The organism is Streptomyces prunicolor (genome assembly GCF_045162825.1).
GTDB classification, from domain to species: domain Bacteria; phylum Actinomycetota; class Actinomycetes; order Streptomycetales; family Streptomycetaceae; genus Streptomyces; species Streptomyces prunicolor.
In genome coordinates this window covers 4,375,873-4,402,862 of sequence record NZ_CP108676.1, presented here as the reverse complement: position 1 = coordinate 4,402,862, position 26,990 = coordinate 4,375,873, and the positions used below count along the sequence as shown (strand labels likewise).

Sequence of the window (26,990 nt, the reverse complement as noted above, 5' to 3'; positions counted from 1 at the left end):
TCCCCGCGCATAGCTTTTTCACGGCCTCGTGCCTCGTGCTTTTTCTACGGCCCAGTGGACCCGGTAGGTCCCGTGGTGGCCCAACTCCCCTGGTGCCGCGAGTGTTTCCTACGGCAGCGTCAGCAGGCCCGCGACCGGGTGCCGGACGTGCTTCACACGTGACCGGGACGGTCAGTCCTCCCACGCGCTGTCCTGGGAGGACTTGTGGCGCCGGCCGCCGAAGAGTCCCGGGTTGGTGCGGGCGGCCTGGACGGCGTTGACGCCGACGATGCCGGCCCAGGCCACCAGCAGGCCGGGGAGGTGGGCGATGCCGCCGCCGATCGCGGACAGCGGGATCGCCAGGACCATTGAGACGATGCCGAAGCCGAAGCGTTCGCCCCAGGAGTCGTTGGCAGCCTTCGGTCCGCGTGATCCGCGGGCCACCACCATCTGCTGCTCGGCCATCTGCCGGCGCACCCGGCGCTCCACCGCGCCGTCGATCCGCTGATCGACCTTCTCCAGGAACGAGTCGACCAGCGCCGACTCGTACTCGTCGCCGAGTTCCCTGCGCGCCTGCAGGGTGGCGTTGAGTTCCTTCTTGAGTTCGACGTCGTTCGCATCCATTCCCGTCATGCGACTCAGATTAGGGAGCCGCCGCGCCCGCTGCACTGGGGATAGCCCCCCTGTTGGACGTCGGGTTCACCGGGAGCACCCCGAGCGACTCCAGCACCCGGCGATGACCGTGCTCGACGCCCGTGATGCTGACCTCGATACCCCGGTCACGCAGCTCACCCACCGCGTCCTTCAGCGCGAGCGCACCCGTCGCGTCGACCGCCGTCAGCCCCGACAGTCGTAGGTCCACGGCCGTCACGTCCCGCACATCGGCCAGGCTGCGGCGGAAGCGGTGGGCGGCGGCGAACAGGAGCGGGCCGTCGAAGCGGTAGGTCACCGTGCCTGCGGCGCCCGGGAGTTCGTCGGCCGTGGCCGGGGTCAGGCGGGTGCCGCGCATCGCCGCGCGCAGGGCGAGCAGGACCGAGACACCGAGGCCGATCAGCACCGCGCGCACCAGGTCCAGGGCGAGCGTCGAGGCGGCGGTGAGGGCCATCACCAGGGCGTCCCCACGGGTGGCGCGGGCCATGGCCCGTACCGCGTCCGTCTCCACCATGCGGATCGCCGTCGCGAGCAGTACTCCGGCCAGCGCGGCCAGCGGGATACGGCCCACCAGCGGCGCCGCGACCGCGACGATCCCGGCGAGGATCACGGCGTGCGCGAGGGCGGCGAGGCGGGAGGTGGCGCCGGTGCGGACGTTGACCGCGGTGCGGGCGATGGCACCCGTCGCCGGGACGCCGCCGAAGAGCGGGGCGGCGAGGTTGGCGATGCCCTGGCCGAAGAGTTCCTTGCCGGGGTCGTGGCGTTCGCCGGGGCGCATCGCGTCCGCGACGGAGGCGGACAGGAGGGATTCCAGAGCGGCCAGTGCGGCTACCGCTGCGGCGGGGAGCAGCAAGGTCGGGACGCGGGAGATGTCCAGGAAGGCGAGCGACGGGGCCGGGATCGAGGACGGGAGGGTGCCCAGCCGGGTCACGTGCAGGTGCAAGGCCTCCGAGACGATCGTCGCGACGGCAACTGCCGCCAGGGAGAAGGGAACCGTGGGCTTCCAGCGCGCCCCGGCCAGCATCAGCGCCGCCGCACCGAGGGCCAGCAGCAGCGCGGCCCAGTGCGGGGTCGCGTCGAACTCCTCCGCCGCCCGCGCCGCGACCACCGCGACCTGGTCACCGCTCGGGGTGCGCACGCCCAGCGCCGACGGCACCTGCTGGAGCCCGATCACGCACGCGATGCCGATCGTGAAACCGGCGATCACCGGTGCGGGGACGTACGCCATCGCCGCCCCCGCGCGGGCGAACGCGAGCACGAGGAGCATGAGGCCGGAGAGCAGACCGACCGTCAGGACGCCGTTCGCGCCGTACTCGTGGACGATCGGGACGAGGACCACGGTCATCGCGCCGGTCGGCCCGCTGACCTGGCGCGCGGAACCGCCGAACAGCGCGGCGAGCGAGCCCGCGACGATCGCGGTGATCAGGCCGGAGGCCGCGCCGAGACCGGACGTCACCCCGAAACCGAGGGCGAGCGGGAGGGCGACCACGGCGACCGTGAGGCCGCACAGGAGGTCGCGGCGCGGGGCGCGGGTCATGGTGCGGAAGTCGGCGGGGGAGGGCAGGACGGAGAGCACGCCGTTCATGTTCATGAGCTTCTTCGCGTGGGGGAGCGTAAGGGCAATGGGCCTGCGGCAGTGGGGAGTTGGGGCTACGGGAGCAACGACACGAGCCCCGTGTCGAGGTCGAAGCGGGCCGCGACGACATGCGCGGAGGTGAAGGCGGGGTCGGCGCGGATCGCGTCACGGACCCAGGCCGTGTGGGCCCGCATGGTGTGCTCGGCCCAGTCGCCGGGCAGGGCGCGGGTGCGGCGCGCGGCCGGGCTGATCTCGTCGACCAGGAGGGCGAGATGGCCGGGGACGGGGGCGCCGGTCTCCAGGTGCGCGAGGGTCGCGGCCACCGCGCCGCAGCGCTCGTGGCCGAGCACCAGCACCAGGGGGATGTGCAGTTCCTCCACCCCGTACTGGATGGACGCGAGCACCGCCTCGTCCAGGACCTCGCCGGCCGTCCTTATGCACAGCAGGTCGCCGAGGCCCTGGTCGAAGATCAGCTCCGGCGGCACCCGGGAGTCGATGCAGCCGACGATCACCGCGAACGGGTGCTGTGCGGTGGCGAGTTGCCGGCGCAGCCGGCGGCTCTCGTCCGGGTGGCGGGAGTGGTCGGTGGCGTAGCGGCGGTTGCCGTCCAGGAGTTCGGCGAGCGCGGCGGGGGCGGTGGTCGGGTGGGAGTGTGGGCCGACGGCGGCGGTGGCGGTCGTAGGGGCGGTCGCGGGGGCGGCGGCCAGCGCGCCGACGGCGGTGGCCGTCAGAAAGGCCCTGCGGTTCGAGGCCATGCGTGTCCTCAGGTGGTGAGCGTGAAATCACCCTACGCATGCGCCCAGTTACCCAGAGTGCCGATTTAACGACACTTGGGTGATTCGTCGTCAGATCATCAACCGGTCATTACTTCGCCCGGCGATTACTTCGCCCGGCGACTACTTCGTGATGCCGTGCTGCTTCGCGTACGTGTTCGCCACGTCCTCCGGGTCCTTCTTGTCCTTGTCCACCTGGCGGTTCAGCTCGGTGAGTTGGGCCGTGGTGAGGAGGTTGCCGAGGCGGGCCAAGGCCTTGCGGACCGTCGGGTCGGCCACGCGGTCGGCGATCAGCGGGACGATGTGCTGGCTGGGGATCAGGGTCTTGGGGTCGGTCAGGACCACCCAGTCGTTGGCCTTGATGTCGGTGTCGGTGGTGAACAGGTTCGCCACGTCCACATCGCCCTTCTTCAGCGCGCCCTTCACCAACGGCCCGTCGGAATCAAGGGACTTGAACTCCTTGAACTCCACGCCGTACACGTCCTTCAGCCCTACGACGCCCACCTGACGGGTCTTCACCTCGGCGGAGGCGCCGAGGGTCAGCTTGCCGTTGTGCTTCGCCAGGTCGGCCAGCGAGGTGAGGCCGTACTTCCTGGCGGTCGCGCGGGTGACGACGAAGCAGTCCGCGTCCTCGGCGATGCCGTAGGGCAGGACCTGGAGGCCGGAGGGGAGGGCGAGAGTGAGGGCGTTCTGCATCTCGCCCGCCTCCGCGACCTTGGACTTGGGCTGGAGGTAGGTGAGCAGCGAGCCCTGGTACTCGGGGAGGAGGTCGATGTCGCCGCTCTTGAGGGCGGGGAAGACGATCTCGCGGGTGCCGAGGTTGGGGCGGACCTTGACCTTCACGCCGGCCGCTTCGAGGGCGGCGGCATAGAGGTAGCCGAGGACCTGGTTCTCGGTGAAGTTGGCGGTGCCGATGGTGACGCCGTTCTTGCTGGAGGCGCTGCCACCGCCGGCCGAGCCGCCGCCGTCGAGCGAGGTGACACCGCTGGAGCAGGCGGACAGGACGGGGACGGCGACGGCCGTTCCGGCGAGGGCGCCGAGGAGGGTACGACGGTTCATTTCGGGTTCCTTCAGGTTCGGCGCGCCCCGAAGGGAGCGCGGGGCCGTGCCGATGTCCGGCTACCGCCGGGTGGGCGCGACCAGCCACGACGAAGCCGCAGACGATAGACGGCACAGTCAGCGAAGCGCCGCCGTGCGGTGGCGGAAGAGGAAGCGCTGGAGGCCGGACAGGCCGAGGTCCAGGACGATGGCGACGACGGCGACGAGCACCGCCCCGCCGAGCACCTGCACGAGGTCGCGCTGGGCGAGTCCGTCGAAGACGAAGCGGCCGAGGCCCCCGAAGGAGACGTAAGCGGCGACGGTGGCCGTGGAGACCACCTGGATGAGCGCGAGCCGCAGGCCGGTCATGATCAGGGGGAGCGCGAGGGGCAACTCGACCTGGAACAGGACCTGGTGGCCGCGCATGCCCTGCCCGCGCGCCGCGTCCTTCACGTCCGGATCCACGGCCGTCATCCCGGCGTAGGTGTTCGTCACGATCGACGGGACCGCGAGGGCGACCAGCGCGATGTACACCGGCCACATCGACAGGCCGCTGGCCAGGAAGACGAGGACGACCAGGCCCACGGTGGGCAGCGCGCGGCCGAAGGAGGCGAGGTTGATCGCGAGGAACGCGCCCTTGCCGGTGTGGCCGATCAGCAGGCCCAGCGGGAGGCCGATCGCGGCGGCGATGAGGGTCGCCAGGAGCGAGTACTGGAGGTGCTCGGCGAGGCGGTGCGCGATGCCGTCCGTACCGGCCCACTGGGAGCCGCTGGTCAGCCACTTGGCGAGGTTCTTGAAGAGTTCGAACATCAGGCTCGCCGCCTCTTCCACGGGGTGAGTACGTACTGGAGGGCGACCAGGGCCGCGTCCGCGACCACGGCGAGCAGCAGGGTGAGGACCACACCCACGATCACCGGCGTCGGGAAGTCGCGCTGGAAGCCGTCGGTGAAGAGCTGGCCGAGGCCGCCGTCGCCGATGTAGGTCGCGACCGAGACGAGCGAGATCGACATGACCGTGGCGATACGGACGCCCGCCATGATCACCGGGAGCGCGAGGGGGAGTTCGACGGTGAGGAGTGTGCGCAGGGGGCGCGTGCCCATCGCCTTCGCGGCCTCCTTCGTCTTCGCGGGGACCGAGTCGAGGCCCTCGACCGTGTTCCGCAGCAGCACGACCAGCGTGTAGACCGTCAGGCCGATCACGGTCGTGGTGCGGGTCAGGCCGCTGATCGGGAGCAGGAGCACGAAGATCGCGATCGACGGGATCGTGAAGAGCACGTTCGAGAGGCCGAGCAGGAAGCCTCGGAGCGGGCGGACGCGGTGGGCCACGACCGCCAGCGGGAGCGAGATCAGCAGGCCGAGGAAGACGGCGGTCAGCGCGGCCTGGAGATGCGAGAACGTGAGGCTGGTGAGGTCGTCGGTGTGGTCGCCTATCCACGACCAGTCGATGGTCACGCCGCCACTCGCGCTTCCGCGTGGGCCTGGCCCGCGTGGGTGTGGATGTCGTCGCGGGAGGAGACGCCGGTGAGGACGCCGGCCGCGTCGACGCGGGCGATCAGGCCGGTGGGGGACGCGACGGACTCGTTGAGCGCGGCGAGCAGGGAGTCGCCGTCCGTCAGCGGTCGTACGGGGATCTCCGCGTCCTTGGTCGCCCAGTGGAGCGGCTTGCGGGCCTCGTCCACGACCAGGGTCCAGGTGCCGCCCTCGGGGGCGGGGCCCTGCGGGACCTCGGCGAGGGTGGTGAGCGAGAGCAGCTTGAGGCCGCGTTCGGCGCCGAGGAAGTCGGCGACGAAGTCGTCGGCCGGGCGGGCGAGGAGTTCGGCGGGGGCCGCGCACTGGACGAGGTGGCCGCCGGTGCGGAAGATCGCGATGCGGTCGCCGAGCCGTACGGCCTCGTCGATGTCGTGCGTGACGAAGACGATGGTCTTGTTCAACTCCTTCTGCAGGCGCAGGAGTTCGTCCTGGAGCTGGGTGCGGACCACCGGGTCGACGGCGCCGAACGGCTCGTCCATCAGGAGCACCGGCGGGTCGGCGGCGAGCGCGCGGGCCACGCCGACGCGCTGCTGCTGGCCGCCGGAGAGCTGGTGCGGGTAGCGCTTCCCGGCGTCGGGGGCGAGCCCGACGGTCTCCAGGAGTTCGGCCGCGCGGGCCCTGGCCTTCTTCCGTCCGTGGCCGAGGAGCAGTGGCACGGTGGCGATGTTGTCCAGCACCGTGCGGTGCGGGAAGAGGCCCGACTGCTGGATGACGTACCCGATGGAACGGCGCAGTTCGGCCGCGTCCTGTTGGGTGACGTCCTTGCCGCCGACCTTGATGACGCCCGAGGTCGGTTCGATCATCCGGTTGATCATCCGAAGGGTGGTCGTCTTGCCGCAACCGGAGGAACCGACCAGTACGGTGACCCCGCCTTCCGGCATCTCCAGGGAGAGGTCGTGAACTGCTGTCGTGCCGTTGGGGAAGCGTTTGTGGACCGCGTCGAACTGGATCATGAGTTGTCCCTTGCCCGGCTGTATAACGTCATGCAGAGTTCTCGGTGTCTGAATAGTTTGTCAATGTCTCCGCGTTAATCCGAAGTAACGGATGCCCGGCAGGCAAGATCGAGTGTCCTGATTGAGGGGAGTTCGTCGCCTTATGTCGTCTCAGATCGTGGACGCCTCCGATGTGGCGCTGTCCGGGGGCACCGGTCTGGTCGTCCTCGACGGGGTCGGCTTCGGGGTCACCGACGTCGTCCGCCTCGCCGACGGGGACGCCCGTCCGGTCCCCGGCACCGACGCGATGAAGCGCGCGACCGACTCCTGGGACGCGGCCCGCCAGATCGCCGCGACGGGCCGCGTCTACGGCCGCTCGACCGGCGTCGGCGCCAACCGGAACGAGGATGTGCCGACCGAGGCCGCCGCCGAACACGGGCTGCGGTTGCTCCGCAGCCACGCGGGCGCGATCGGCGACGAGCTTCCGGCCCGGGAGGTCCGCGCGATGCTCGCCGTCCGCGCGAACCAGTTGCTGGCCGGGGGTGCGGGACTACGGCCGACGGTCGTCACGGCGTTGTGCGAGGCACTGGAGAACGGGGTGTATCCGGTCGTCAACGAGTTCGGGTCGGTGGGGACGGGGGACATCGCGGCGCTGGCTCAGGTGGGGTTGGCGTTGGTGGGGGAGCATCCCTGGCGGGGCGTCTTCGGCGGTCCCGGTCCTGTGGGTGTCCCCGAGCCCCAACCCCTCGACAACAACGACGCGTTGGCGTTGATCAGCAGCAACGCCCTCACCCTCGGGCAATCCGCCCTCGCCCTGCACGAGTTGCGCGGGCTCATCGGGGCCACGCAGGTCGTCGGGGCGCTCTCGCTGCTCGCCGTCGACGGGTCGCACGAGCCGTTCGCCGCGCCCGTGCACGTCGCTCGGCCGCACCGGGGGTCGACCGAAGTCGCCCGGCGGATGCGGGAGTTGATCGGGGCCGCCGATAGGCCCACTCCTCCGCTCGGGCGGATCCAGGACCCGTACGGGTTCCGGTGTCTGCCGCAGATCCACGGGCCCGCGCACGACGCGGCGGACGCGTTGGAGGAGGTGCTCGCGATTGAGATCAACGCGGCGGCCGAGAACCCCTTCATCTCCGCCGAGGACATGACCGCCTACCACCACGGCGGCTTCTACCAGGCCCAACTCGTCCTCGCCCTGGACCACTTCAGGCTCGCGCTCACCCAGGTCGCCCGCCTGTCGACGTCCCGGCTCTCCTCGCTGAACGAGCCCGCGTTCACCCGCCTCAAGCCGTTCCTCGCCGACAACGAGGCCGCGTCCTCCGGCGTGATGATCCTGGAGTACGCCGCCGCTGCCGCCCTCGGCGATCTGCGCGCGTTCTCGGCTCCCGCCTCGCTCGGGCACGCTGTACTCTCCCGGGGCGTCGAGGAACAGGCCAGCTTCGCCTCGCTCGCCGCCCGTCAGACACTGCGCGCCTGCCGCGCGTACCGTCTCGTCGTCGGCTGCGAACTGGTCGCCGCCGTACGCGCGTTGCGCCAGCGCGACCTGCGGCCCGACCCGGAACTCCCGGTCGGCCGCGCGCTGGAGCTGGCCGAATCGGTGCTGGACGACGGGACGGCGGACCGGCCGCTCACGGACGATGTGACGGCGGCGGCGGGACTGCTCGACCGGTTCACGGACATCTGGAGGGGGAGCACGTCATGAGCGTGGATGGGAGCGTGGACGTGACGTTGGAGGTGACGGTGGAGGAGGTGACGATGGACAGGAGTACGGATGTGACCGACAGCCCGGCCGGACGGTTGCAGGCGCTCTTCGAGGGGCACCGGCTCACGCCGACCCAGCGGCGCATCGCGCACAGCATGGTGCGGCGCGCCGCGGAGGTGCCGTTCCTCTCCAGCGTCGAACTCGCCGAACTCGCCGGTGTCAGCCAGCCCTCCGTGACCCGCTTCGCGGTCGCCCTCGGCTTCGACGGCTACCCGGCGCTGCGCAAACACCTCCGCGAGGTCGCGCCCGCCGAGTCCGTCACCGACACGGCGTCGTACAACGAGTACCAGCAGGCCGTAGAGGCCGAGATCGAGAACCTCAAGCACCTCGCCGAGATACTGGCCGACCCCCGCCCGGTCGCCAAGGCGGGGCGCCTCCTCGCCGCCTCACGCCCGCTGCCCGTGCTCGGGCTGCGCGCGGCGGCCTCCCAGGCGTACGGCTTCGCGTACTTCGCCGCCAAGGTCCATCCGGACGTACGGCTGCTCAACGAGGGCGGCACGATGATCCACGACCGGATCGACGCGGCCGTCCGGGCCGGTGCCACCGCCCTGCTGTGCTTCGCGCTGCCCCGGCATCCGCGCGAGGTCGTCGACACGCTGGCGTACGCGCGGGAGGCGGGCCTGACCGTCGTCACCGTCGCGGACTCGGCGTTCGCCCCCGTCGCCAAGGTCTCCGACCTGCTGATCCCGGCCGCCGTCGGCACCGGCCTCGCCTTCGACACGGCCTGCGCGCCGATGCTGCTCGGCCGGGTGTTGTTGGAGGCGATGTGCGACGACCTGCCGGACGCGCAGGCGAGGCTGGAGGAGTTCGACGCGCGGGCGGCGGCGCGGGGGCTGTTCGTGGAGTGAGGGGCGCTGCGCCGGCGGAGGCGGGGGTTGTCGGGTGCGGGTGCGGGTGCGGGTGCGGGTGCGGGTGCGGGTGCGGGTGTGGGTGCGCTGTGGCTGGTCGCGCCCCGCGGCGGAGCCGCGCATGTCGCAGCCCCGCGCCCCTGGGTATCCGTGCCCGCCGAGTTGTTGAGCGGGCCTGCCCCGCCCAGCCGGAAAACCCGTCTCAGCTGCCGTCTTCTCAGACTCGTCTCACGTTCGCTCACTAGTCTCCCCGGCACTACGGAACTGTGCCGGGACGACCAGGAGGCGGGACGTGGCACGCGGAGATCGCAGAGTCCAGGGGCTGGCCCGAGTGGCAGTCGTCGTACGGGCCGGAGCCGCCCCGATGTGGTGGTTCGGGGTGCTGGCGGCGGGTGTCGGCGTACTGCTGCCCGGCATCACCGGGCGCCGGATCGGGGTGATGGCCGGGGCCGCGCTGTTCATCATCGCGGCGATCGTGGTGTCGTACACGCGCCGCAAGCGGTACACCGCCCTCGCGCGCGGCGCCGCCCGGGCCGGCAAGCACGACGTGCTCCAGGACCGCGCGGTGAGCGTACGGAACTGGCGCCGCGCCCACCGCTGGTGGCTCGTCCTCGCCTTCGCGCTCGCGCTGGGCAGCGGGTTCGCCGTACCGGCGGCGGGCGGCATGCTGCTCGCCGGAGCCGGTACCGGGCTGCGCCTGAAGGCCGCCTGGCTGGGCCGCCGCGAGCGCGCCGACGACGTACTGCTGTGGATCCGCGTCGACTGGCTGGACAAGTGGCACGGCGCCCCCGCCGGCAAGCCGGTCAAGGGCTACCGCTCCACCGGTATCGCCGCGGGCGACGCGACCCCGGGTGGGGCGCGCCGCCACAGCGACGTCTTCGCGTAGCCGGGCTCCGGACCTTTGGTCCTAGACCTCCAGGTCCGCCTCGATCTTCTTCAACTGGTGCCTGGCCATCGCCAGGTTGGCCCGGTTGGCGTCCAGGACCAGGTAGAGGAAGAGGCCGTTGCCGCCCCGGCCCTTGAGCAGCCGGATCAGGTGGTACTGGCTCGACAGGGTGATCAGGATGTCCTCGATCTCGCCCTTCAGCCCGAGGTGTTCCATCGTGCGCAGCTTGGAGCGCACGACGTCGGTGTTCCCGGCGGCGGCGACGCCGAGGTCGAAGGTCTTGCTGCCGCCCATCGTGCCGAGCGCCATACCGCTGGTGTAGTCGACGAGCGCGACCCCGGTCGCGCCCTCGATGGAGGTCAGCGCCTCTTTGAGGGAGGTTTCGGTGTTGGCCATGACAGTGCTCCTCTGGTTCCGTTCAACTTTCGGTGGTGGTGCGCGCGTTGGTGCCTGTGGTGGTGCGTGGTGCGCGCGCTGTTCTCGTTCGTGCGGTGGTGGTTTTCGGGGGCGCCGTGGCGGGCGGCGCCGGGTCGGCCTTCTCTTCGGCTGCGGCGGCTACGGCGGCTGCCGCGACCGCCGCCTCGGCGTCGACCAGTTCTCCGATCCGGGCCCCCGCGCGGCGGCCCTCCAGCAGCAGCCGGCCGACGTGGACCCGGTCCTGGGCGAGCACGGTCAGCACGGCGCCGCGGCCCGCCGCGTAGGTCGCGACATAGCCGTAGACCCCGCGCACGATCAGCTCGCGGAAGTCGCCCTGCCCGGTCGCGTCCGCCATCCGTACGGCCACGCCGAGCGCCGTCACGGTGAGCGCGGCCACCCGCTCCGGCTCGACGCCCGGGGTGTCCTGCGCCAGGAGGAGACCGTCGACGCCCGTCGCCAGCGCCCCGGTCAGCTGGGGCACGCGGGCTCTCAACCGGCGCAGCTCGTCGAGGATCTCTGCCTCGGAGGCCATCGGCTCTCTCCTCTCGGCGCGTGTTCGCTGCCACTCAAAGGGCCTCCAGCGCATCTCTGAGCCTCTTCAGCAAGGTGATGTCGGGGTCGGTGACATGGGGATCGGTGCCGTCGGCATCTGTCGTGCCGGTGCCGGTGCCAGCACCGGTGGTGCCGGGTGAGGGTCTGGTGGCGGGCGTGGGCGGCCGGGGCGACACGAGCCCCGCCGACACCAGCCGCCGGACGTCCAGCAGCGTGGGGTACGCCCGCCGGCCCAGCACCCGCGCGATGTCCGGCGCCGTACGGACGCCGTCGACCTGGGCCAGCACCGCGGCCTGCCGGGCGGTGACCGGCGGGGGCGCGACGGGGTCGGCCCGCACCAGCGGCGCGCCGTCCGTCGCCGCGTCCGGCCAGACGCGGTGCAGCAGATCGCGCCGGCGCAGCGTCTCCCGCTCCAGCGCGGCCACCGGAACCGGCCGCACACCCCCGATCGGATGCGTGACGCCGTACCGGAAACGCCCCGGGGTGCTGCTCGGCGCGAGCACGAAGTACGCCGCGTCGTACAGCGCCCCGAGATGGCACAGTTCCAGCGCGCCCGGGCTCAACAGGCCGTCGTCCAGCAGCAGTCGGGTCGTGGCGTGCCGGTCGTCGGTCGCCCGGGCCGCCGCCTCCCAGGCCTCGGCGCCCAGGGTGCCGTGCGCGGTGAGGAGCAGTTCGAGGCCGGGGGCGGACGGGCTCTCGGCGTGCACGACGTGGCCGTCGACGAGATGCAGGCTGCCGCGCTCGCGGACGAGGACACCGGTGGCCTTCTCGGCGGCGAGCCGCGTCAGCATCGGCGAGGCCCCGCCCCACCCCCGCTCACCGGCGGCGGCCTTGTCCCGTACGGGCAGCCGGGGCGGCGGGGTGGTGGGCGTGGCCTTGACCGCCGTCATCCCAGCACCAGCCGTCCGGCCATCTCGCCGAGCCGGATCCGGGCCAGCGCGAGATTGCCCTCCGCGCGGGTCAGCCACAGATGCAGGAACACACTGCTGTCGAACGACGTCCGCACGAACCGCAGCACGTGATAGCTGTCCCGGTTGCTGACGATCAGATCCTCCAGCGGCGGATCGTCGGCCGCCTGACCGTCCGCCCCGACGGCCGCGAACGCCCGGTGCTCGGCCGCCAGCCGAGCCAACTCCGCGGCCTCGGCCGCACTGGCCTCCTGGTCACCCCCGGGCGACTCTCCTACGACGCCCAGGGCCAGCCCGCTCGTCCAGTCGACCAGCGCGGCGCCCCGGGCACCGGGCAGTCGCATGGCCTCCAGTAAGCACTCGTCGATTCCGGGCACCGTGGCTCCCCTCCCGCCTGCGGTTCGGCTGAGTGACGACGAAGCTACGCACCGTGTGGCCGAGGGGTGAGGGATCTGGCATTTTCCGGTGGAACATGCCCTCGAGTGACTAAGGTGGGTCAACTGACCCCGTTTTCACACCAGTTGCATGGGTCAGTTGAACCCTGCTCGTACGGGCGTGCGTCAACGGCGCCCGGGCGCCCGCAGGGTGGTGAGCGCGGCGGCGTGCGCCCCTCCGGATTCGGCCACGATCTCCGCCACCGTCTGCGGCTCCCGCACGGTCGCGAACGACACACCCCCGGCACCGTCCCGCACGAAGCCGTAAATCCCCGGCCGGGCAAGGGAGTTGTAGGCGTAGTGCGCCGCGAAGTAGTACGCCCCGGTGTCCAGCGCCGCCGCGTAGTCACCCTGCTCCAGCAAGGGCAACGCCTGCCCCTCGGCGAGCAGATCCCCCGCGAAGCACGCGGGCCCGGCGACGTCCTGCACCACGTCCGCCCCCATCTTGGGCCGCCCCTTCCCGTCGTAGGCGGCGATCCGCAGCGGCCAGGACTGCGGCGCGTACACCGTCCGCGTCGCGACCTGCACGCCCGCGTGCGTGATCGCGATCGGCCGCCCACCGGCACTCTTCGCGTACTCGACCCGGGCCACCACCGTGCCCTGCTTGGCCAGCATCGACCGCCCGAACTCGGTCACCAGCCCGTACCGCCCGTCGAACAACCCCGGCACCGCCTCCTTCAGCAGCCGCGCGTACTGCGCGTACGTCGGGCTCGTCGCGTCCGAACCGAAGTTCACCCCCAGGCCGCCGCCGATGTCGAGCGTGTCGATCTGCCGCCGCCCGAGCCGCGCGTTGATCTCCTCAGCCAGCTCGTACGTCTCCTCCACGCCCCGCGCCAGCAGCGACAGCGGGATGCCCTGCGACCCGGTGTGCGCGTGCAGCCGGGTCAGCCACGGCCGCTCGGCGAACGCCCGCACCACCCACTCCCGCGCCCCCTCGTCCCGCAGCGCCACCCCGAACTTCGAGGTCGCCGTGGCCGTGGACAGCGCCGCGATCGACCCGCCCCCGATCTGCGGATTGACCCGGATCCCGAGCGGGGAACGACTGGTCGCCGACCGCATCAGCCCGTCGATCCGCTCCAACTCCTGCGGATTGTCGGCGTTCACGGCGATCCCCAGCGCCAGCGCCTCCCGCAACTCCGCCGGCGTCTTCGCGGGCGCGTCCAGCACCGTCCGCTCCGGCCGTACGCCCGCCGCCCGCGCGAGGGCCAGCTCACCCGGGCTCGCCACCTCCGCGCCGATGCCCTCCTCGTGCAGCAGCCGCAGCACCGGCACGAGCGGACTCGCCTTCACGGCGAACGCGTGCAGTACGGGCGTCCCGGGCGCGGTCACCGCGTCGAACGCCGCGCGGAGCGCCGCCGCCGACTCCCGGACACCGGTGACGTCCAGCAGCGCGGCGATGGGGGCGCCGGGCCCCAGCAGCCCCTGCTCCACGGCGGCCTGTACGGCTTCGTCCCGGCGGGCGGTGCGTTCGGCGCCGTCCGTGTGACCCTGGGTTTCGTCGTTCACTGCAGCCCCCGTTGTGTCGTCGCCCATGATCGGTACATCCAGCCAAACATTCAGAGCCTGCCCACAGAGACGCCCCGATGTATTGACTAGTTCTATTCACGAAGTCAGGATGTGAATAGCAACAGTAAAAACGCGTAGCTCAGATCCGCTGAGAGCAGTCCGCTAGGAGGCAGACCATGTCAGGACCCCGCCCCGTACGAGCACCGCGCGGTACGGAACTGAGCGCCCTGGGATGGCAGCAGGAAGCCGCCCTGCGGATGCTGCAGAACAACCTGGACCCCGAGGTCGCCGAACACCCCGACAAGCTCGTCGTCTACGGCGGCACCGGCAAGGCCGCCCGCGACTGGCGCTCCTTCGACGCCATGGTCCGCACCCTGCGCACCCTCAAGCAGGACGAGACGATGCTCGTCCAGTCCGGCCGCCCGGTCGGCGTGATGCAGACCCACGAGTGGGCACCGCGTGTCCTCATCGCCAACTCCAACCTGGTCGGCGACTGGGCCAACTGGGAGGAGTTCCGCCGCCTGGAGGCCCTCGGCCTGACCATGTACGGCCAGATGACCGCCGGTTCGTGGATCTACATCGGCACCCAGGGCATCCTCCAGGGCACCTACGAGACCTTCTCCGCCGTGGCCGCGAAGAAGTTCGACGGCACCCTCGCCGGAACCATCACCCTCACCGCCGGCCTCGGCGGCATGGGCGGCGCCCAGCCCCTCGCCGTGACGATGAACGACGGCGTCGCGATCTGTATCGACGTCGACCCGCGCGCCATCGAACGCCGCATCGAGCACCGGTACTTGGACGTTCGCGCGGACTCCCTCGCGCACGCCCTCCAGCTCGCCGTCGAGGCCCGCGACGCCCGCCGCCCGCTCTCCATCGGCCTCCTCGGCAACGCCGCCGAACTGTTCCCGCAGATGCTCGCCGAGGGCGCCCCCATCGACATCGTGACCGACCAGACCTCGGCCCACGACCCGCTGGCCTACCTGCCGATCGGCATCGCCTTCGAGGACATGGCCGACGCCGCCGCCAAGGACCCGGCGGGCTTCACCACCCGCGCCCGCGAGTCCATGGCGAAGCACGTCGAGGCGATGGTCGGCTTCATGGACGCCGGCGCCGAGGTCTTCGACTACGGCAACTCGATCCGCGGCGAGGCCCAACTCGCCGGGTACGAGCGGGCGTTCGCCTTCCCCGGCTTCGTCCCCGCCTACATCCGCCCCCTCTTCTCCGAGGGCAAGGGCCCCTTCCGCTGGGCCGCCCTGTCCGGTGAGGCCTCCGACATCCACAAGACGGACAAGGCGATCCTCGACCTCTTCCCGGAGAACGAGTCCCTGCACCGCTGGATCAAGATGGCGGGCGAACGCGTCCACTTCCAGGGCCTGCCCGCCCGCATCTGCTGGCTCGGCTACGGCGAGCGCGACAAGGCCGGCGAGCGCTTCAACGACATGGTGGCCTCCGGCGAACTGGCCGCCCCGCTGGTCATCGGCCGCGACCACCTGGACTCCGGCTCCGTCGCCTCCCCGTACCGCGAGACCGAGGCCATGCTCGACGGCTCCGACGCGATCGCCGACTGGCCGTTGCTGAACGCGATGGTCAACGTGGCCTCCGGCGCATCCTGGGTGTCGATCCACCACGGCGGCGGCGTAGGCATGGGCCGCTCCATCCACGCGGGCCAGGTGACGGTCGCCGACGGCACGGCCCTCGCCGGCGAGAAGATCCGCAGGGTCCTGACCAACGACCCCGGCATGGGCGTCATCCGCCACGTCGACGCCGGATACGACATCGCGGAGCGGGTCGCGGACGAGCGGGGTGTGCGGGTGCCGATGCGCGAGGGTGGAGAGGCGTGACCTTCCACAGCATGTGGGCGGAGTTGCTGCCGATCGGCCGCAACTCTGCTTCCGGCGGCTACCGCCGCTACGCCTGGACCGGCGCCGACGCCGAATGCCGGGACTGGTTCGAGGCGCAGGCCAAGTCACGCGGCCTGACCTACGAGCTCGACCGCAACGGCAACCAGTGGGCCTGGCTCGGGGATCCCGCCGCCGGGGACGCCGTCGTCACCGGGTCGCATCTCGACTCGGTACCCGACGGCGGGGCCTTCGACGGCCCCCTCGGCGTCGTGTCGTCCTTCGCCGCGCTCGACGAACTGCGCGGCAGGGGCGTCGAGTTCACCAAGCCGCTCGCCATCGTGAACTTCGGTGACGAGGAAGGCGCCCGCTTCGGGCTCGCCTGTGTCGGGTCGCGGCTCACCGCCGGGCAACTGACCGTCGAGCAGGCGCACCGGCTGACCGACGGCGACGGGGTCACCCTGCCGCAGGCCATGGCGGCGGCCGGTTTCGACGCCGACGCCATCGGCCCCGACCCCGAACGGCTCGCCCGTATCGGCGCGTTCGTCGAACTCCACGTCGAACAGGGCCGCGCCCTCGACCTCTCCGGAGACCAGGTAGGCATCGCCAGTGCCATCTGGCCGCACGGGCGGTGGCGGTTCGACTTCCGGGGCGAGGCCAATCACGCCGGTACGACGAGGCTGGTGGACCGGCGCGACCCGATGCTGTCGTACGCCGAGACCGTGCTCGCCGCCCGCCGCGAGGCCCAACTCGCGGGCGCCGTCGCCACGTTCGGGAAGATCGCCGTAGAACCGAACGGCGTCAACGCCATCCCCTCCCTGGTGCGCGGCTGGCTCGACTCCCGCGCCGCCGACCAGGCGACCCTGGACACCGTGGTCACCGGCGTCGAGAAGGCGGCCCGCGAGTACGCCGAGGCGCACGGCATCGACCTCGACATCGTCCGGGAGTCCTTCACCCCGGTCGTCGAGTTCGACCACGCCCTGCGCGACGAACTCGCCCGAGTCCTGGGGAAGAACGGCGAGGACACGCGCCTGAACGTCCCCGTCCTCGGCACCGGTGCCGGACACGACGCCGGAATCCTCTCCGGGAGCATCCCGACCGCCATGCTGTTCGTGCGCAACCCCACGGGCGTCTCGCACTCCCCGGCCGAGTTCGCGGCCGAGGACGACTGCGTGGCCGGGGTGACCGCACTCGCCGACGTACTGGAAGGGCTGGCCTGCAGGTGACGCACCCCACCACGCGGACGTACTGGCTGGAACACGCCTGGCTCGACACCAACGTCGAGCCGGGCGTCGCCCTGGAGGTGAGGGACGGGCGAATCGCAGCCGTCCGTACCGGAGTTGACGCCCCGCCCCCCGGCGCCGAGCCCCTCCGAGGCCTCACCCTCCCCGGCCTCGCCAACGCCCACAGTCACGCCTTCCACCGCGCCCTGCGCGGCACCGTCCAGGTCGGCTCCGGGACCTTCTGGACCTGGCGGGAGTTCATGTTCTCCTTCGCCGACCAGCTCACCCCGGACACCTACCACGCACTGGCCCGCGCGGTGTACGCCGAGATGGCGCTGGCCGGGATCACGGCGGTCGGCGAGTTCCACTACGTGCACCACGCCCACGGCGGCACCCCGTACGCCGACCCCAACGCCATGGGCGAGGCCCTGATCGCCGCCGCCTCCGAAGCCGGTATCCGCATCACCCTCCTCGACACCGCCTACCTCTCCTCCGGCTTCGGACAGCCCCCCAACCGCCACCAGCTGCGCTTCTCCGACGGAAGCGCGGACGCCTGGGCCGAACGCTGTTCACTTCTCAAGGAACAAGATCACGCAAGGATCGGTGCCGCCATCCACTCCGTACGGGCCGTGCCCGCACGGGAGTTGGCGACGGTGGCGAGGTGGGCCGAGGAGCGCCGGGCCCCGCTCCACGTCCACCTGTCCGAGCAGACCGCCGAGAACGACGCCTGCCGCACCGCCCACGACTGCACCCCGACCCAACTCCTCGCCGACCACGGGGTACTGGGCCCCCGCACCACCGGCGTCCACAACACCCACCTCACGGACGAGGACATCAAGCTGCTGGGGCGCTCGGGCACCGGCACCTGCATGTGCCCGACGACGGAACGGGACCTGGCCGACGGCATCGGCCCAGCCGTCGCCCTCCAGCGCGCCGGCTCACCCCTCTCCCTCGGCTCGGACAGCCACGCCGTCATCGACCTCCTCGAAGAGGCCCGCGCAATGGAGTTGAACGAGCGGCTGCGCACCCGCACACGGGGTCACTGGACGGCGGCGGCATTGCTCCGCGCGGCCTCGGCCGACGGTCACGCCGCGCTGGGCTGGGAGGAAGTGGGCACTCTTGAGGCAGGCGCGCTCGCCGACTTCACGACGATCGCGCTCGACTCGGTCAGAACAGCGGGGCCGGTGCCCAGGCTCGGCGCCGAGACGGCCGTATTCGCGGCGACGGCAGCGGACGTACGGCACACGGTCGTGGGCGGGCGGCACGTCGTACGTGACGGCGCGCACGCGCTCGTACCGGATGTGCCGCAGGCGCTCGCCGCAGCTGTCGAAGCCCTGCGCGCGTAGAGCCGATCGCCGCCTCCCGAACCCACGAGGCAAGGATCCCCCGCACCCACGAGGGCACGACCCCCCACACCCACGAGGACACGATGAGCGGCACCAGCACCAGCACCACTGTCATCACCAACATCGCCACGCTGGTCACCAACGACCCCTCCCTCGGTGACAGATCCCCTCTCGGTCTGATCCAGGACGCGGCTGTCGTCATCGACGGCGACCGCATCGCGTGGACCGGTGAAACAAGCAAAGCACCCGCCACTGACAATCGGGTCGACGCCGGTGGGCGGGCGGTCCTGCCGGGCTTCGTGGACTCCCACTCGCACCTCGTCTTCGCGGGCGACCGCACGCAGGAGTTCAACGCCCGCATGTCCGGGCGGGCGTACAGCGCGGGCGGCGTCCGTACGACGGTCGCGGCGACGCGCGCGGCGAGCGACGGGGAACTGGAGGCGAACCTCACCCGTTACCTGGACGAGGCGCTCCGCCAGGGCACCACCACCTTCGAGACGAAGTCCGGCTACGGTCTGACGGTCGCCGACGAGTCCCGCGCGCTGCGGATCGCCGCCGCGCACACGGACGAGGTGACGTACCTCGGCGCGCACATCGTCTCGCCCGACTACGCCGACGACCCGGCCGCGTACGTGTCCCTGGTCACCGGCGAGATGCTCAACGCCTGCGCCCCGCACGCCCGTTGGATCGACGTGTTCTGCGAGAAGGGCGCGTTCGACGGCGACCAGGCGCGCGCGATCCTCACGGCGGGGCGGGCGAAGGGCCTCCACCCGCGCATCCACGCCAACCAGTTGTCGTACGGCCCGGGGGTCCAACTAGCCGTAGAACTGGACGCGGCGAGCGCGGACCACTGCACCCACCTCACGGACGCGGACGTGGACGCGCTGGCGAGCGGCGCGACGGTTGCCACATTGCTCCCCGGCGCCGAGTTCTCGACGCGCGCGCAATGGCCGGACGCGCGCCGCCTGTTGGACGCGGGCATCACGGTCGCGCTGTCCACCGACTGCAACCCGGGTTCGTCCTTCACGTCCTCCGTCCCCTTCTGCATCGCGCTCGCGGTACGGGACATGGGGATGACTCCGGACGAGGCGGTGTGGGCGGCTACGGCGGGCGGGGCGGCGGCGTTGCGACGGGACGACGTGGGGCGGGTCGCGGTGGGGGTGCGGGCGGACCTGGTGCTCCTGGATGCACCGAGCCATGTGCATTTGGCTTATCGGCCGGGGGTGCCGTTGGTGAGGGGGGTGTGGCGGCGGGGAGTGCGGGTCGTCTGACTGACGTCGCTGCACGGGGCGTCCAAGAGGGCGGTTCGTGATTCCTCGAACTGCTTGTAAAGGAGTCTTTAGAAAGATAGCTTTAGACGCATGCCCGAGCTCACGCCCCAAGCTGGCACTCCGAAGCGCTCCGTCCATCTTGCGGACCCTCGCGCCCTGCGGGCCTACGCCCACCCCACCCGGATGAAACTGGTCGGGCTGCTGCGCGTTGAAGGGCCATTCACCGCGACCCGCGCCGCGGAGCTCACCGGCGAGTCCGTGGCCAGCTGCTCGTACCACCTGCGGATGCTCGCCAAGTACGGCCTGGTCGAGGAAGCCGAGGGAGGCCAGGGCCGGGAGAAGCCCTGGCGGGCCACGGCCCGCTACACCGACTGGCAGGACGTCGACAGCGAGGCGGCCGAGATGCTCAACACTGCCGTGGCGGAGCTGTACGTCGAGAGGATGACCCACGCGGCCGAGACCCGGCAGCAACTGCCGCGGGAGTGGCGCGAGGCGGAGCAGTTCGGCGACGACATCGTCTACCTGACGGCCGCCGAACTCGCCGAGGTGGGGGAGCGGATCTCGATGCTGCTGGAGTCCTACGGTGAGCGGTTCGACGACCCGTCACGACGCCCAGAAGGGGCCGAGCCGGTGACCGTGCTGCGTGTAGCGTTCCGCAACCGCCGGGGGGAAGCCGCATCATGAACCACCACCCGGATTTACACCTCCGCCTCCATGCCGCCCGCGCCGCCGATCTGCGTGCACAGGCCCGCGCCTGGGAGCTGTGCCGAACCACCCGCGCCGACCGTCCGGTCCGGACCGGTACCCCGGTTCGAGCTCGCCTCGGCTGGCTACTGGTCGAGACGGGCCTACGACTCCTGCACTCGTCGGCGTCACCGCGCCCGACGGAAGTCTGAGAGGCGCAAACTTCGTTGCCCGCTTTTTAGCGTCTGAGTTGACTGTGGCCGTGCTTCCGCGAACTCCGCCAGGGAGGGCCGAATTTCATGGGCCGCGTGTGCGCTGAAAGCGCGGTGAGGGCGTCGTGAAACCGGGTGGGCACAGGCTCTGGGTCAGAAGGAATCAGCGGGAAACTGATCTACGGACCTAAGGAGCACATCACCATGGGCATCAACCTCACCGACCAGGACAAGACCACCGTTCGTACCGCCGCGTACGGCGCCGTCTCGCTCATGGCCGCCGCCGGTGCCGCCGGTTCGCCGCACAAGGTCGCCACCCAGGGCAGCATCGCCCTGGCCTCCGCGACCGGCCCGATCGGGTACGTGCTCGCCGAGAAGTCGAAGATCAAGGGCTTGAACGGCAAGTCCGTGGCCGAAATCGCCGACCGCGTGCTGCCGGCCCTGACCGAGGCGATGAGCGTGCTCAAGAAGCAGGACCCGGCCGAGGCCGCCAACTTCCGCGGCACCGTCCTCGTAGCCCTCGACGCGGGCACCCGGACCGGCAAGAACCAGTCCAGCCCCGTCATGGCCGAGATGACCCGCAAGATCACCGATGCCCTCGACGCCGCGTGATCGGGTGCCGTTCGAGAAGGTGGCCGTTCGAGAAGGTGGCTGGTACCGGGGCGACTGTCACGTGCACTCGGTGTGTTCGCACGGCGGTGAGCTGACACCGGAACGTCTTGCTGTCGAGGCCCGTGCGGCGGGTTTGGACTTCCTGGCGGCCACCGAGCACAACAACGCCGATACGCACGGCACTTGGGGTCGCTACGCCGGTGACGACCTGCTGGTGATTCTGGGTCAGGAGGTCACCACCCGTACCGGGCACTGGCTTGCGCTGGGTGTCCGGTACGGGCGGGTCGTCGACTGGCGGTACGGCGTGCGGGACGAGGTGATCGACCGGCATCTCGACGAGGTCCGTCGCGGGGGCGGGCTGTGCGTGGTCGCCCATCCGCACGCGCCGTACGACTCGGGCACGTTCCTGTACCCGTACCAGGGGTTCGACGTGGTGGAGGTGTGGAACGGGCCGTGGAGCTCGGACCTGCCCTGGCAGGCGGACAACGAGGCGGCGTTGGGAGAGTGGGGGCGGAGTCTCGGTACGGACATCCGGCGGCGGGGCGGGTGGCGGCCGGCGATGGGGAACAGCGACGCTCATCTGTCGGGTCAGATCGGTGTTCCGCACACCGTCGTCCAGGCCGGGGAGTTGAGTACGGACGCGGTGCTCGCCGGTATCCGTGGCGGGCGGAGTTGGATCGCCGAGTCTGCCGACGTCGAGTTGTCGTTCGAGGTCTCTTCGGGCGCTCAACGAGTTGGTATCGGTGGGCAGTTGGAGCGCTGCGGCGAGCCGGTCGTGGCTCGGGTGGGCGTGCGTGGGGTGCCTTCGGGAGTGGTCAGTTTTCATACGGGGGCGGGGGAGGTCCACGTTGCTTCGTTGTCCGTCGCGGGGGTGGGCGCGGTGGAGTGGCGTATCGGTGCGCGTGCGCGGGAGTCGGTGTTCGTCCGGGTCGAGGTGCGTCATCCGGGTCCTGGTGGGCGGATGGCGGCACTGAGCAACCCGATCGTTCTGCTCTGAACGCCGGTCGGCTCACGATCCCGGGTTCCGCGCGACATCGAGGTAACCGTCGATGTACGCCGATGTACTTGGCGCTATCCATCGCCCGGTTCAATCGCCCGGTTCAACGGTCAGGACAGGAAGTCGGTGAGGGCGTCGAGCCAGGCGGTGGGCTGATCGATGTGGGCCATGTGGCCGGCTTCGTCGAGGACCGCGGCGCGGGCGGAGGGGATCAGCCGCTCGGCTTCCTCGGCGAGGAGCGCCGGGAAGATCATGTCCTGTCGGCCGTGGAGCAGGAGGAGAGGGAGGTCAAGTGCGGCGAGCTGCCGGGCGGCGTCCTCGTGACGTGCCGGGGCTAGGGTGCCGGCCCGCCAGGGACGCATCCACTCGGCCGTGAAGCGAACAGTGGCCAGGCGGTCCAGGTAGTCGGGCAGCGCCTCCGGGCGCCAGACGTTCGCCTCCGCTGCTGCGAACGCCGCCGCGCGGGTCAGCTCCGGGCCGGACAGCGAGGGGTCGGACCATACGGCGGCCTCGGCAGCGAGCCGTCTGGTGCGTTCGGGCCAGCCGTCGAAGGCACAGGGCGGCACCGGCAGGATGCTGCTGGAGGCGACAACGAGCCGCCGGACGCGCTCGGGTGCGGCCAGCGCCAGGCGCTGGGCGATCAGGCCGCCGTAGGAGAAACCGAGGACATCGACCGGCCCGGTGTCACCGGTGACACCGGTGACAAGTGCGTCGAGCAGGACGGTGAGATCGCCGGTGGCTGCGGCAGGGGTGTACGCGTCATCGGCGAGGCCACGGGTGGAACGCCCGCAGCCGCGCAGGTCCGCCAGGATCACCCGACGGCGACCGGCGAGCTGGGCGAGCGGTTCGCGCAGGTAGGTGTGGTCCCAGTCAGGACCGCCGTGGATCACCAGCAGGGTGCGCTCGGCGGGTCCCGGGGTCTGTGCGACGAACAGCTCCACGGTCGGTTCGGTGGACACGGCCACGATGCTCTGGCTGAACATCGAGCCAGTGTTCCAGGCGTCCCTGGTGATCCTGAACTCCGTGACAGGTCTGAGCAGTTCGCCCGAGCGCGGGCGCGGAACAGGCCTGACTTCTTGCCGTGTACGAGGTGGGTCAACTCGAGGTGCGTCATCCGGGAGGGCGGATGGCGGCGCTGAGCAACCCGGTAACTCTGCTCTGACTACGGGGTGTTGGGGGTCCCGGCGCACAACGCGTGGTCGATCAGGGCGCTGGCCGCGTTCTCCTGGGCGAGGATGTGGTCCAGGGTGTCGCCGCGGGCCTCGGACATGGAGACCACGGCGCTTCGACTGCCGTTGCCGGTGACGCCGTTGAGGGTGATGTAGCCGCCGTCGCCGCCCTCGTGACTCCAGTAGGTTCCTCCGCAACTCAGGGGACGTTCGGCCAGGCCGAGTCCGTATCGGCCGCCGGGCCACAGCAGTTGGACCTCCGCGCTCACGGGGACGGTTCGCCTCATCTCGGCGAGTTGTCGCGGGGGCAGCAGGCGGCCGACGAGCAGTGCGCGGAGGAAGGTGTTCTCGTCGCGGGTGGTCGTGACGTACGAGAGGTTCTCGTAGTCCACCGGTATCTGCTCGGTGACGTCCACCAAGGAATCGGGCCCGAAGAGTTGATAGGCCTTCGCGTGCGGTCGGGGCAGGGTGGACGAAGTACCGCCCCAGCGGGTCTGGTTGAGGCCGAGCGGACGGAGAATACGGTCGTCGATCTCCTGGTGGGCGGGCTGGCCGGTGGCCTTCTGGATGATGGTGCCGAGCAGGACGTAACCGGTGTTGGAGTAGCTCCAGCCCTCGCCCGGTGGGAAGTCCGGTGCGTGGGTCATGGCGCGGGCGATCAACTGCTCGGGGCTGTAGACGGCGTAGCGCTGCTGGAAGTACTCCTCCGGTGTGGTGTATCCGGGGAGGTCGTCGTGGATTCCGCTGGTGTGCTGGAGCAGTTGGCGGATGGTGATGCGGGTGCCGTCGTTGCCGTTGCCCCGCACCACACCTGGCAGCCAGTGGTCGACCGTGTCGTCCAGCGACAGCCTGCCCTCGGCGTCCAGTTGGAGCACCACGGTGGCGACCAGCGTCTTGGACGTGCTGGCCATACGGAAGTAGCCGTCGGAGCGGACCGGGCGGCCGGTGTTCAGGTCGGCGGTACCGCTGGCGGCGACGGACTCCCTGCCGTTCGGCGCGACCGTACGGGCCTGCACTCCGCTGACACCGAGGGCGTGGATCGCCTTGGCGTCCTGACGCAGCTGCTCCGCAGGGGCGGTACCGGCGGGCTGGGCTACGGCAGTGCCCATCTCGGCGGCGAGCAGCGTGGCGACACCGAGTGCCATGGCGAGGTGCTTCCGCAGGGCCGAAGTCATGGCTGAACGCTAGTTTCGGCCTCCGGCGGGGGCGATCCGGTGTGCCCCAGGATCGCGATGGGGGATATCCCCCCCAGGGCGGGTGTGCTCAGGTGCGGAACAGGCCCGACTTCAGGCTGCGTATGAGGTGGGTCAACGGGGCGGTGGTGGTGGTGAGTTGGGTGTGGGGGGTGTCGCTTTCGCGGAGGTGGAGGGTGGTAGGGGTGGCGGCGAGTTCGACGCAGGTGTTGCCTTCGCCGCCGTCCGAGAACGTGGACTTCTGCCAGTGCAGGGCGTGGCTCATGATGCGTCTCACAGTTCCTTCGTCAGGTGGTGGATGAAGTCCCGTGACGCCGTGGGTTCCAGCGACGCCTTCTCCACTTTACGGAAGAGTGTTCGGAGCCGTTTCAACTGTGCTTCGGCATCGATGAACATGGTCCCACCTGGGGTGTCCCTGAGCCCGGTGTCCAGTTGGGCCAGTGGACCGCCCATGTACATCATCGAGGCGCCGGCACCGGCGAAGTCGTCCTGGTCGATGGGGATGACACGCACGGAGGCGTGCCCTTGCTCGATCTCGGCCAGGATGCGGCGGAGTTGAGCGATGGATGCCTGGCGGTCGGCCACGCGGATGCGCAGGGCGAACTCGTGGACGATCGTCTCGTACGGGGTCGGGTCGTCGCCCTCGATGACGGCTCGCCGTTTCATCCGGTGGTCCACCCGGGGTGCCAGCTCACTCTCCGGCAGTTCAGGGCGCATGTAGCCAAAGACGGCCCGCGCGTAGTCCGGTGTCTGGAGCAGCCCGGGGACGTGTGTGATGACGACTTCCCGCAGGAACTTCGCATGGTGCTCCGCCTCGGCCACGTCCAGGTTCACCTGGGGCAGGACTCCCTTGTACTCGTCCCACCACCCGCGTGTGCGCTCGGTCGCCATCGCTACAAGGGCCTCGATCAACTCCTCGTCCGTGCAGGCGCAGTGAGCCGCCAACCTGCGTAGGCGCTCCTCACTGATCGCTGAACTCCCGGCTTCGATCTGGCTCATGTGCGCCGAACTCGACCCGAGGAGCCCGGCGATCTCTTTGGCCGGCTTGCCTGCGGCCTCCCGCAGTTTGCGCAACTCGGAACCCAGACGCACGTGTCGGGCGGTGGGCTGGCTCCGCATGGTCATCCGAGTAACTGCCTCTCTGGGACTCCTCGTTCGGGGTCAGATTACGCGAGGCGGTTGCGAGGGTACGAATTTACACCCTACTGTCGGTGATGCGACGCACACCCTACGGAAGCGCACCGCTCCGCCCTGCCATGACGGCTGCGGCAATGCCACCGCCCGCGCCCATCACCCACCTCACCCCGTCCGGAGCTGCCCCATGCCCGAAACCGAGCCCGAACCCTGGGAGTACTCCCTCTCCGTGCCGCACGATCGCCGTGCCGTCACCGTCTGTCGCCGCACCCTCCGCCTGGTCCTCACCGCGCACGGCCTCATCCGGGTCGTGGACACCGCCGAACTCCTCGCAACGGAGTTGGTGGCTAACGCCGTACTCCACACCAAGGGGCCGGTGATGCTCCGCGTGCGTTGGTCGGCGGGGGTGCTGCGTGTCGGGGCGTGGGACGCGGACCCCGAACCCCCTGAACCGCCGGGGCAGTTGGGGGAGCTCTTGGACGCCGAGGCAGGGAGAGGGCTGGCGCTGGTGCGGGCCTGTTCCGACTGCTGGGGGTGGCAGCCGTTGTCGAGGAACGGGCAGCGCGGCAAGTACGTGTGGTGCGAACTGGAGGCGGCGTAGTGGTCAGCTCGTCCCACGAAGCGCTGCACCGGATCTTCCAGAAGGACCCCGCGCTTCTCACCCGCGCCCTGCAGAGCGTGTTACGCATCCCCTTCCCCGAACCGCGTGAGTTCGCCGCCATGAACGTGGACCTCACCGAGATCGAACCGGTCGAGAAACGCGTGGACACGCTGCTCCGGGCGGAGACCGACGACGGTGCCTACCTCCTGGTCGTCGAATCACAGGGCAAGCCGGACGACAGGAAACGCAGCAGCTGGCCGTACTACCTCAGCTACCTGCACGAGAAGTACCGCTGCGAACCAGTGCTCATCGTCATCACCCAGAACAGCGCCACGGCCCGCTGGGCGGCGGAGCCCATCCATCTCGGGGTGCGCGGGTGCCCCTCGCTGACGGTGCGCCCCTTCGTCCTCGGGCCGGACAACGTGCCGGTGATCGTGGACGAGCGGGAGGCCGAACGGGACGTACCCCTTGCGGTGCTTTCCGCCATGACGCATGGCCGTGGCCCGCAGGCCGCCGCCATACTGGAAAACCTGGCCACCGCCCTGCGGACCATCGACCCGGACAGTGCCGCGGTCTTCGTGCAGTTCGTCGACTCGTGCCTGGCAGACCGCCAGGCCCAGCAGATGTGGAGGGACCTGATGACGGCGATCCAGTACTTCTGGCGGCACCCGCTGGCGGAGCAGGTGCGAGGTGAAGGCCGGGAAGAAGGCCGGGAGGTGGGGCGCGCTGAGGGGTGGGCGGAGGCCATTCTCCGTACCCTCCAACGGCGTCAGATCGACGTCCCCGCCGACGTCCGCGACCGCATCCTCGCCTCCACCGACCTGGACGAACTCGGCACCTGGTTCGACCGCTCCCACGAGATCACCGACGCGCGGGAGTTGTTCACCGAGGGCCCCTGAGACCGGAGGCGGAGGGCCGA

At 70.7% G+C, this 26,990-nt stretch carries 28 protein-coding genes; 12 read left to right on the top strand and 16 right to left on the bottom strand.

Features of this window, described 5'->3' with window-relative positions:
* Positions 1-171: 171 nt before the first annotated feature.
* The 7 genes from OG588_RS19820 to OG588_RS19790 form a co-directional block, all read right to left on the bottom strand.
* Entirely contained in the window at positions 172-603 is a 432-nt protein-coding gene (locus OG588_RS19820; protein ID WP_405953166.1) for a hypothetical protein, read from the bottom strand.
* 19 nt (positions 604-622) lie between these two features.
* Positions 623-2,221 carry a SulP family inorganic anion transporter gene (locus OG588_RS19815; protein WP_405948452.1) on the bottom strand — a complete coding sequence of 533 codons (1,599 nt, stop codon included), beginning with the start codon at positions 2,219-2,221 and terminating at the stop codon, positions 623-625.
* 59 nt (positions 2,222-2,280) lie between these two features.
* Positions 2,281-2,961: a carbonic anhydrase gene (locus OG588_RS19810; RefSeq protein WP_405948451.1), complete on the bottom strand. Its 681-nt coding sequence runs from the start codon at positions 2,959-2,961 to the stop codon at positions 2,281-2,283.
* Positions 2,962-3,102: 141 nt separating this feature from the next.
* Positions 3,103-4,038, bottom strand: coding sequence for an ABC transporter substrate-binding protein (locus tag OG588_RS19805; RefSeq protein ID WP_405948450.1), 936 nt, complete (start codon positions 4,036-4,038; stop codon positions 3,103-3,105).
* A gap of 117 nt (positions 4,039-4,155) precedes the next feature.
* A complete protein-coding gene (locus OG588_RS19800; protein ID WP_405948449.1) occupies positions 4,156-4,827 on the bottom strand; it encodes an ABC transporter permease in 672 nt (223 codons plus the stop codon).
* Entirely contained in the window at positions 4,827-5,468 is a 642-nt protein-coding gene (locus tag OG588_RS19795; protein WP_019064012.1) for an ABC transporter permease, read from the bottom strand. The genes OG588_RS19800 and OG588_RS19795 overlap by 1 nt, the downstream gene beginning before the upstream one ends.
* The gene (locus tag OG588_RS19790; protein WP_405948448.1) at positions 5,465-6,499 is read right to left on the bottom strand and encodes an ABC transporter ATP-binding protein; all 1,035 of its coding nucleotides are present in this window, start codon (positions 6,497-6,499) and stop codon (positions 5,465-5,467) included. The genes OG588_RS19795 and OG588_RS19790 overlap by 4 nt, the downstream gene beginning before the upstream one ends.
* A 142-nt stretch (positions 6,500-6,641) precedes the next feature.
* Here OG588_RS19790 and OG588_RS19785 point away from each other — a divergent pair, with 142 nt between their 5' ends.
* From OG588_RS19785 to OG588_RS19775, 3 genes are all read left to right on the top strand, one after another.
* On the top strand, positions 6,642-8,180 hold the full coding sequence (locus tag OG588_RS19785; RefSeq protein ID WP_405948447.1) for an aromatic amino acid ammonia-lyase: 1,539 nt from the start codon (positions 6,642-6,644) through the stop codon (positions 8,178-8,180).
* A 53-nt stretch (positions 8,181-8,233) separates the two neighbouring features.
* Positions 8,234-9,088, top strand: coding sequence for a MurR/RpiR family transcriptional regulator (locus OG588_RS19780; protein WP_405953165.1), 855 nt, complete (start codon positions 8,234-8,236; stop codon positions 9,086-9,088).
* Between the two features lie 292 nt (positions 9,089-9,380).
* Entirely contained in the window at positions 9,381-9,974 is a 594-nt protein-coding gene (locus tag OG588_RS19775) for a hypothetical protein (protein WP_405948446.1), read from the top strand.
* A gap of 21 nt (positions 9,975-9,995) precedes the next feature.
* On the opposite strand, the gene OG588_RS19770 is transcribed toward OG588_RS19775, so the two are convergent.
* From OG588_RS19770 to OG588_RS19750, 5 genes are all read right to left on the bottom strand, one after another.
* Positions 9,996-10,370 carry a hypothetical protein gene (locus OG588_RS19770; protein ID WP_266771580.1) on the bottom strand — a complete coding sequence of 125 codons (375 nt, stop codon included), beginning with the start codon at positions 10,368-10,370 and terminating at the stop codon, positions 9,996-9,998.
* Positions 10,371-10,392: 22 nt separating this feature from the next.
* Entirely contained in the window at positions 10,393-10,923 is a 531-nt protein-coding gene (locus OG588_RS19765) for a roadblock/LC7 domain-containing protein (protein WP_405948445.1), read from the bottom strand.
* A gap of 34 nt (positions 10,924-10,957) precedes the next feature.
* Positions 10,958-11,833 carry a transcriptional regulator gene (locus OG588_RS19760; protein WP_405948444.1) on the bottom strand — a complete coding sequence of 292 codons (876 nt, stop codon included), beginning with the start codon at positions 11,831-11,833 and terminating at the stop codon, positions 10,958-10,960.
* Positions 11,830-12,228, bottom strand: coding sequence for a hypothetical protein (locus OG588_RS19755; protein WP_405948443.1), 399 nt, complete (start codon positions 12,226-12,228; stop codon positions 11,830-11,832). Before OG588_RS19755 ends, OG588_RS19760 begins: the two co-directional genes overlap by 4 nt.
* A 183-nt stretch (positions 12,229-12,411) precedes the next feature.
* Complete coding sequence (locus tag OG588_RS19750) at positions 12,412-13,818, bottom strand: diaminopimelate decarboxylase (protein WP_405948442.1); 1,407 nt, start codon at positions 13,816-13,818, stop codon at positions 12,412-12,414.
* A gap of 149 nt (positions 13,819-13,967) precedes the next feature.
* Between OG588_RS19750 and hutU the strand changes: the two genes are divergently transcribed.
* The 7 genes from hutU to OG588_RS19715 all read left to right on the top strand — a co-directional run bounded on the left by hutU (position 13,968) and on the right by OG588_RS19715 (position 21,974).
* Positions 13,968-15,632: a urocanate hydratase gene (hutU, locus tag OG588_RS19745; protein WP_405948441.1), complete on the top strand. Its 1,665-nt coding sequence runs from the start codon at positions 13,968-13,970 to the stop codon at positions 15,630-15,632.
* Positions 15,629-16,855: an allantoate amidohydrolase gene (locus tag OG588_RS19740; protein ID WP_405948440.1), complete on the top strand. Its 1,227-nt coding sequence runs from the start codon at positions 15,629-15,631 to the stop codon at positions 16,853-16,855. The genes hutU and OG588_RS19740 overlap by 4 nt, the downstream gene beginning before the upstream one ends.
* Positions 16,852-18,198 carry a formimidoylglutamate deiminase gene (locus OG588_RS19735; protein ID WP_405948439.1) on the top strand — a complete coding sequence of 449 codons (1,347 nt, stop codon included), beginning with the start codon at positions 16,852-16,854 and terminating at the stop codon, positions 18,196-18,198. Before OG588_RS19740 ends, OG588_RS19735 begins: the two co-directional genes overlap by 4 nt.
* Positions 18,199-18,281: 83 nt before the next feature.
* On the top strand, positions 18,282-19,469 hold the full coding sequence (hutI, locus tag OG588_RS19730; RefSeq protein ID WP_405948438.1) for an imidazolonepropionase: 1,188 nt from the start codon (positions 18,282-18,284) through the stop codon (positions 19,467-19,469).
* 90 nt (positions 19,470-19,559) lie between these two features.
* Positions 19,560-20,153, top strand: coding sequence for a winged helix-turn-helix domain-containing protein (locus OG588_RS19725; protein ID WP_405948437.1), 594 nt, complete (start codon positions 19,560-19,562; stop codon positions 20,151-20,153).
* Between the two features lie 416 nt (positions 20,154-20,569).
* The gene (locus OG588_RS19720) at positions 20,570-20,977 is read left to right on the top strand and encodes a hypothetical protein (RefSeq protein WP_366097279.1); all 408 of its coding nucleotides are present in this window, start codon (positions 20,570-20,572) and stop codon (positions 20,975-20,977) included.
* Positions 20,978-20,996: 19 nt separating this feature from the next.
* The gene (locus OG588_RS19715; RefSeq protein WP_405948436.1) at positions 20,997-21,974 is read left to right on the top strand and encodes a CehA/McbA family metallohydrolase; all 978 of its coding nucleotides are present in this window, start codon (positions 20,997-20,999) and stop codon (positions 21,972-21,974) included.
* A gap of 110 nt (positions 21,975-22,084) precedes the next feature.
* Here OG588_RS19715 and OG588_RS19710 read toward each other — a convergent pair whose 3' ends face one another.
* The 4 genes from OG588_RS19710 to OG588_RS19695 all read right to left on the bottom strand — a co-directional run bounded on the left by OG588_RS19710 (position 22,085) and on the right by OG588_RS19695 (position 25,461).
* Entirely contained in the window at positions 22,085-22,957 is an 873-nt protein-coding gene (locus OG588_RS19710; RefSeq protein ID WP_405948435.1) for an alpha/beta fold hydrolase, read from the bottom strand.
* 179 nt (positions 22,958-23,136) lie between these two features.
* Positions 23,137-24,318 carry a serine hydrolase domain-containing protein gene (locus OG588_RS19705; RefSeq protein WP_405948434.1) on the bottom strand — a complete coding sequence of 394 codons (1,182 nt, stop codon included), beginning with the start codon at positions 24,316-24,318 and terminating at the stop codon, positions 23,137-23,139.
* A gap of 88 nt (positions 24,319-24,406) precedes the next feature.
* Complete coding sequence (locus tag OG588_RS19700) at positions 24,407-24,601, bottom strand: DUF397 domain-containing protein (protein ID WP_405948433.1); 195 nt, start codon at positions 24,599-24,601, stop codon at positions 24,407-24,409.
* 8 nt (positions 24,602-24,609) lie between these two features.
* On the bottom strand, positions 24,610-25,461 hold the full coding sequence (locus OG588_RS19695; protein ID WP_405948432.1) for a helix-turn-helix domain-containing protein: 852 nt from the start codon (positions 25,459-25,461) through the stop codon (positions 24,610-24,612).
* Between the two features lie 196 nt (positions 25,462-25,657).
* On the opposite strand from OG588_RS19695, the gene OG588_RS19690 reads away from it, so the two are divergent.
* Complete coding sequence (locus tag OG588_RS19690; RefSeq protein ID WP_266857694.1) at positions 25,658-26,071, top strand: ATP-binding protein; 414 nt, start codon at positions 25,658-25,660, stop codon at positions 26,069-26,071.
* Positions 26,071-26,970 (top strand): hypothetical protein, encoded by a 900-nt coding sequence (locus tag OG588_RS19685; RefSeq protein WP_405948431.1) that lies wholly within the window; start codon positions 26,071-26,073, stop codon positions 26,968-26,970. The genes OG588_RS19690 and OG588_RS19685 overlap by 1 nt, the downstream gene beginning before the upstream one ends.
* Positions 26,971-26,990: the final 20 nt, after the last annotated feature.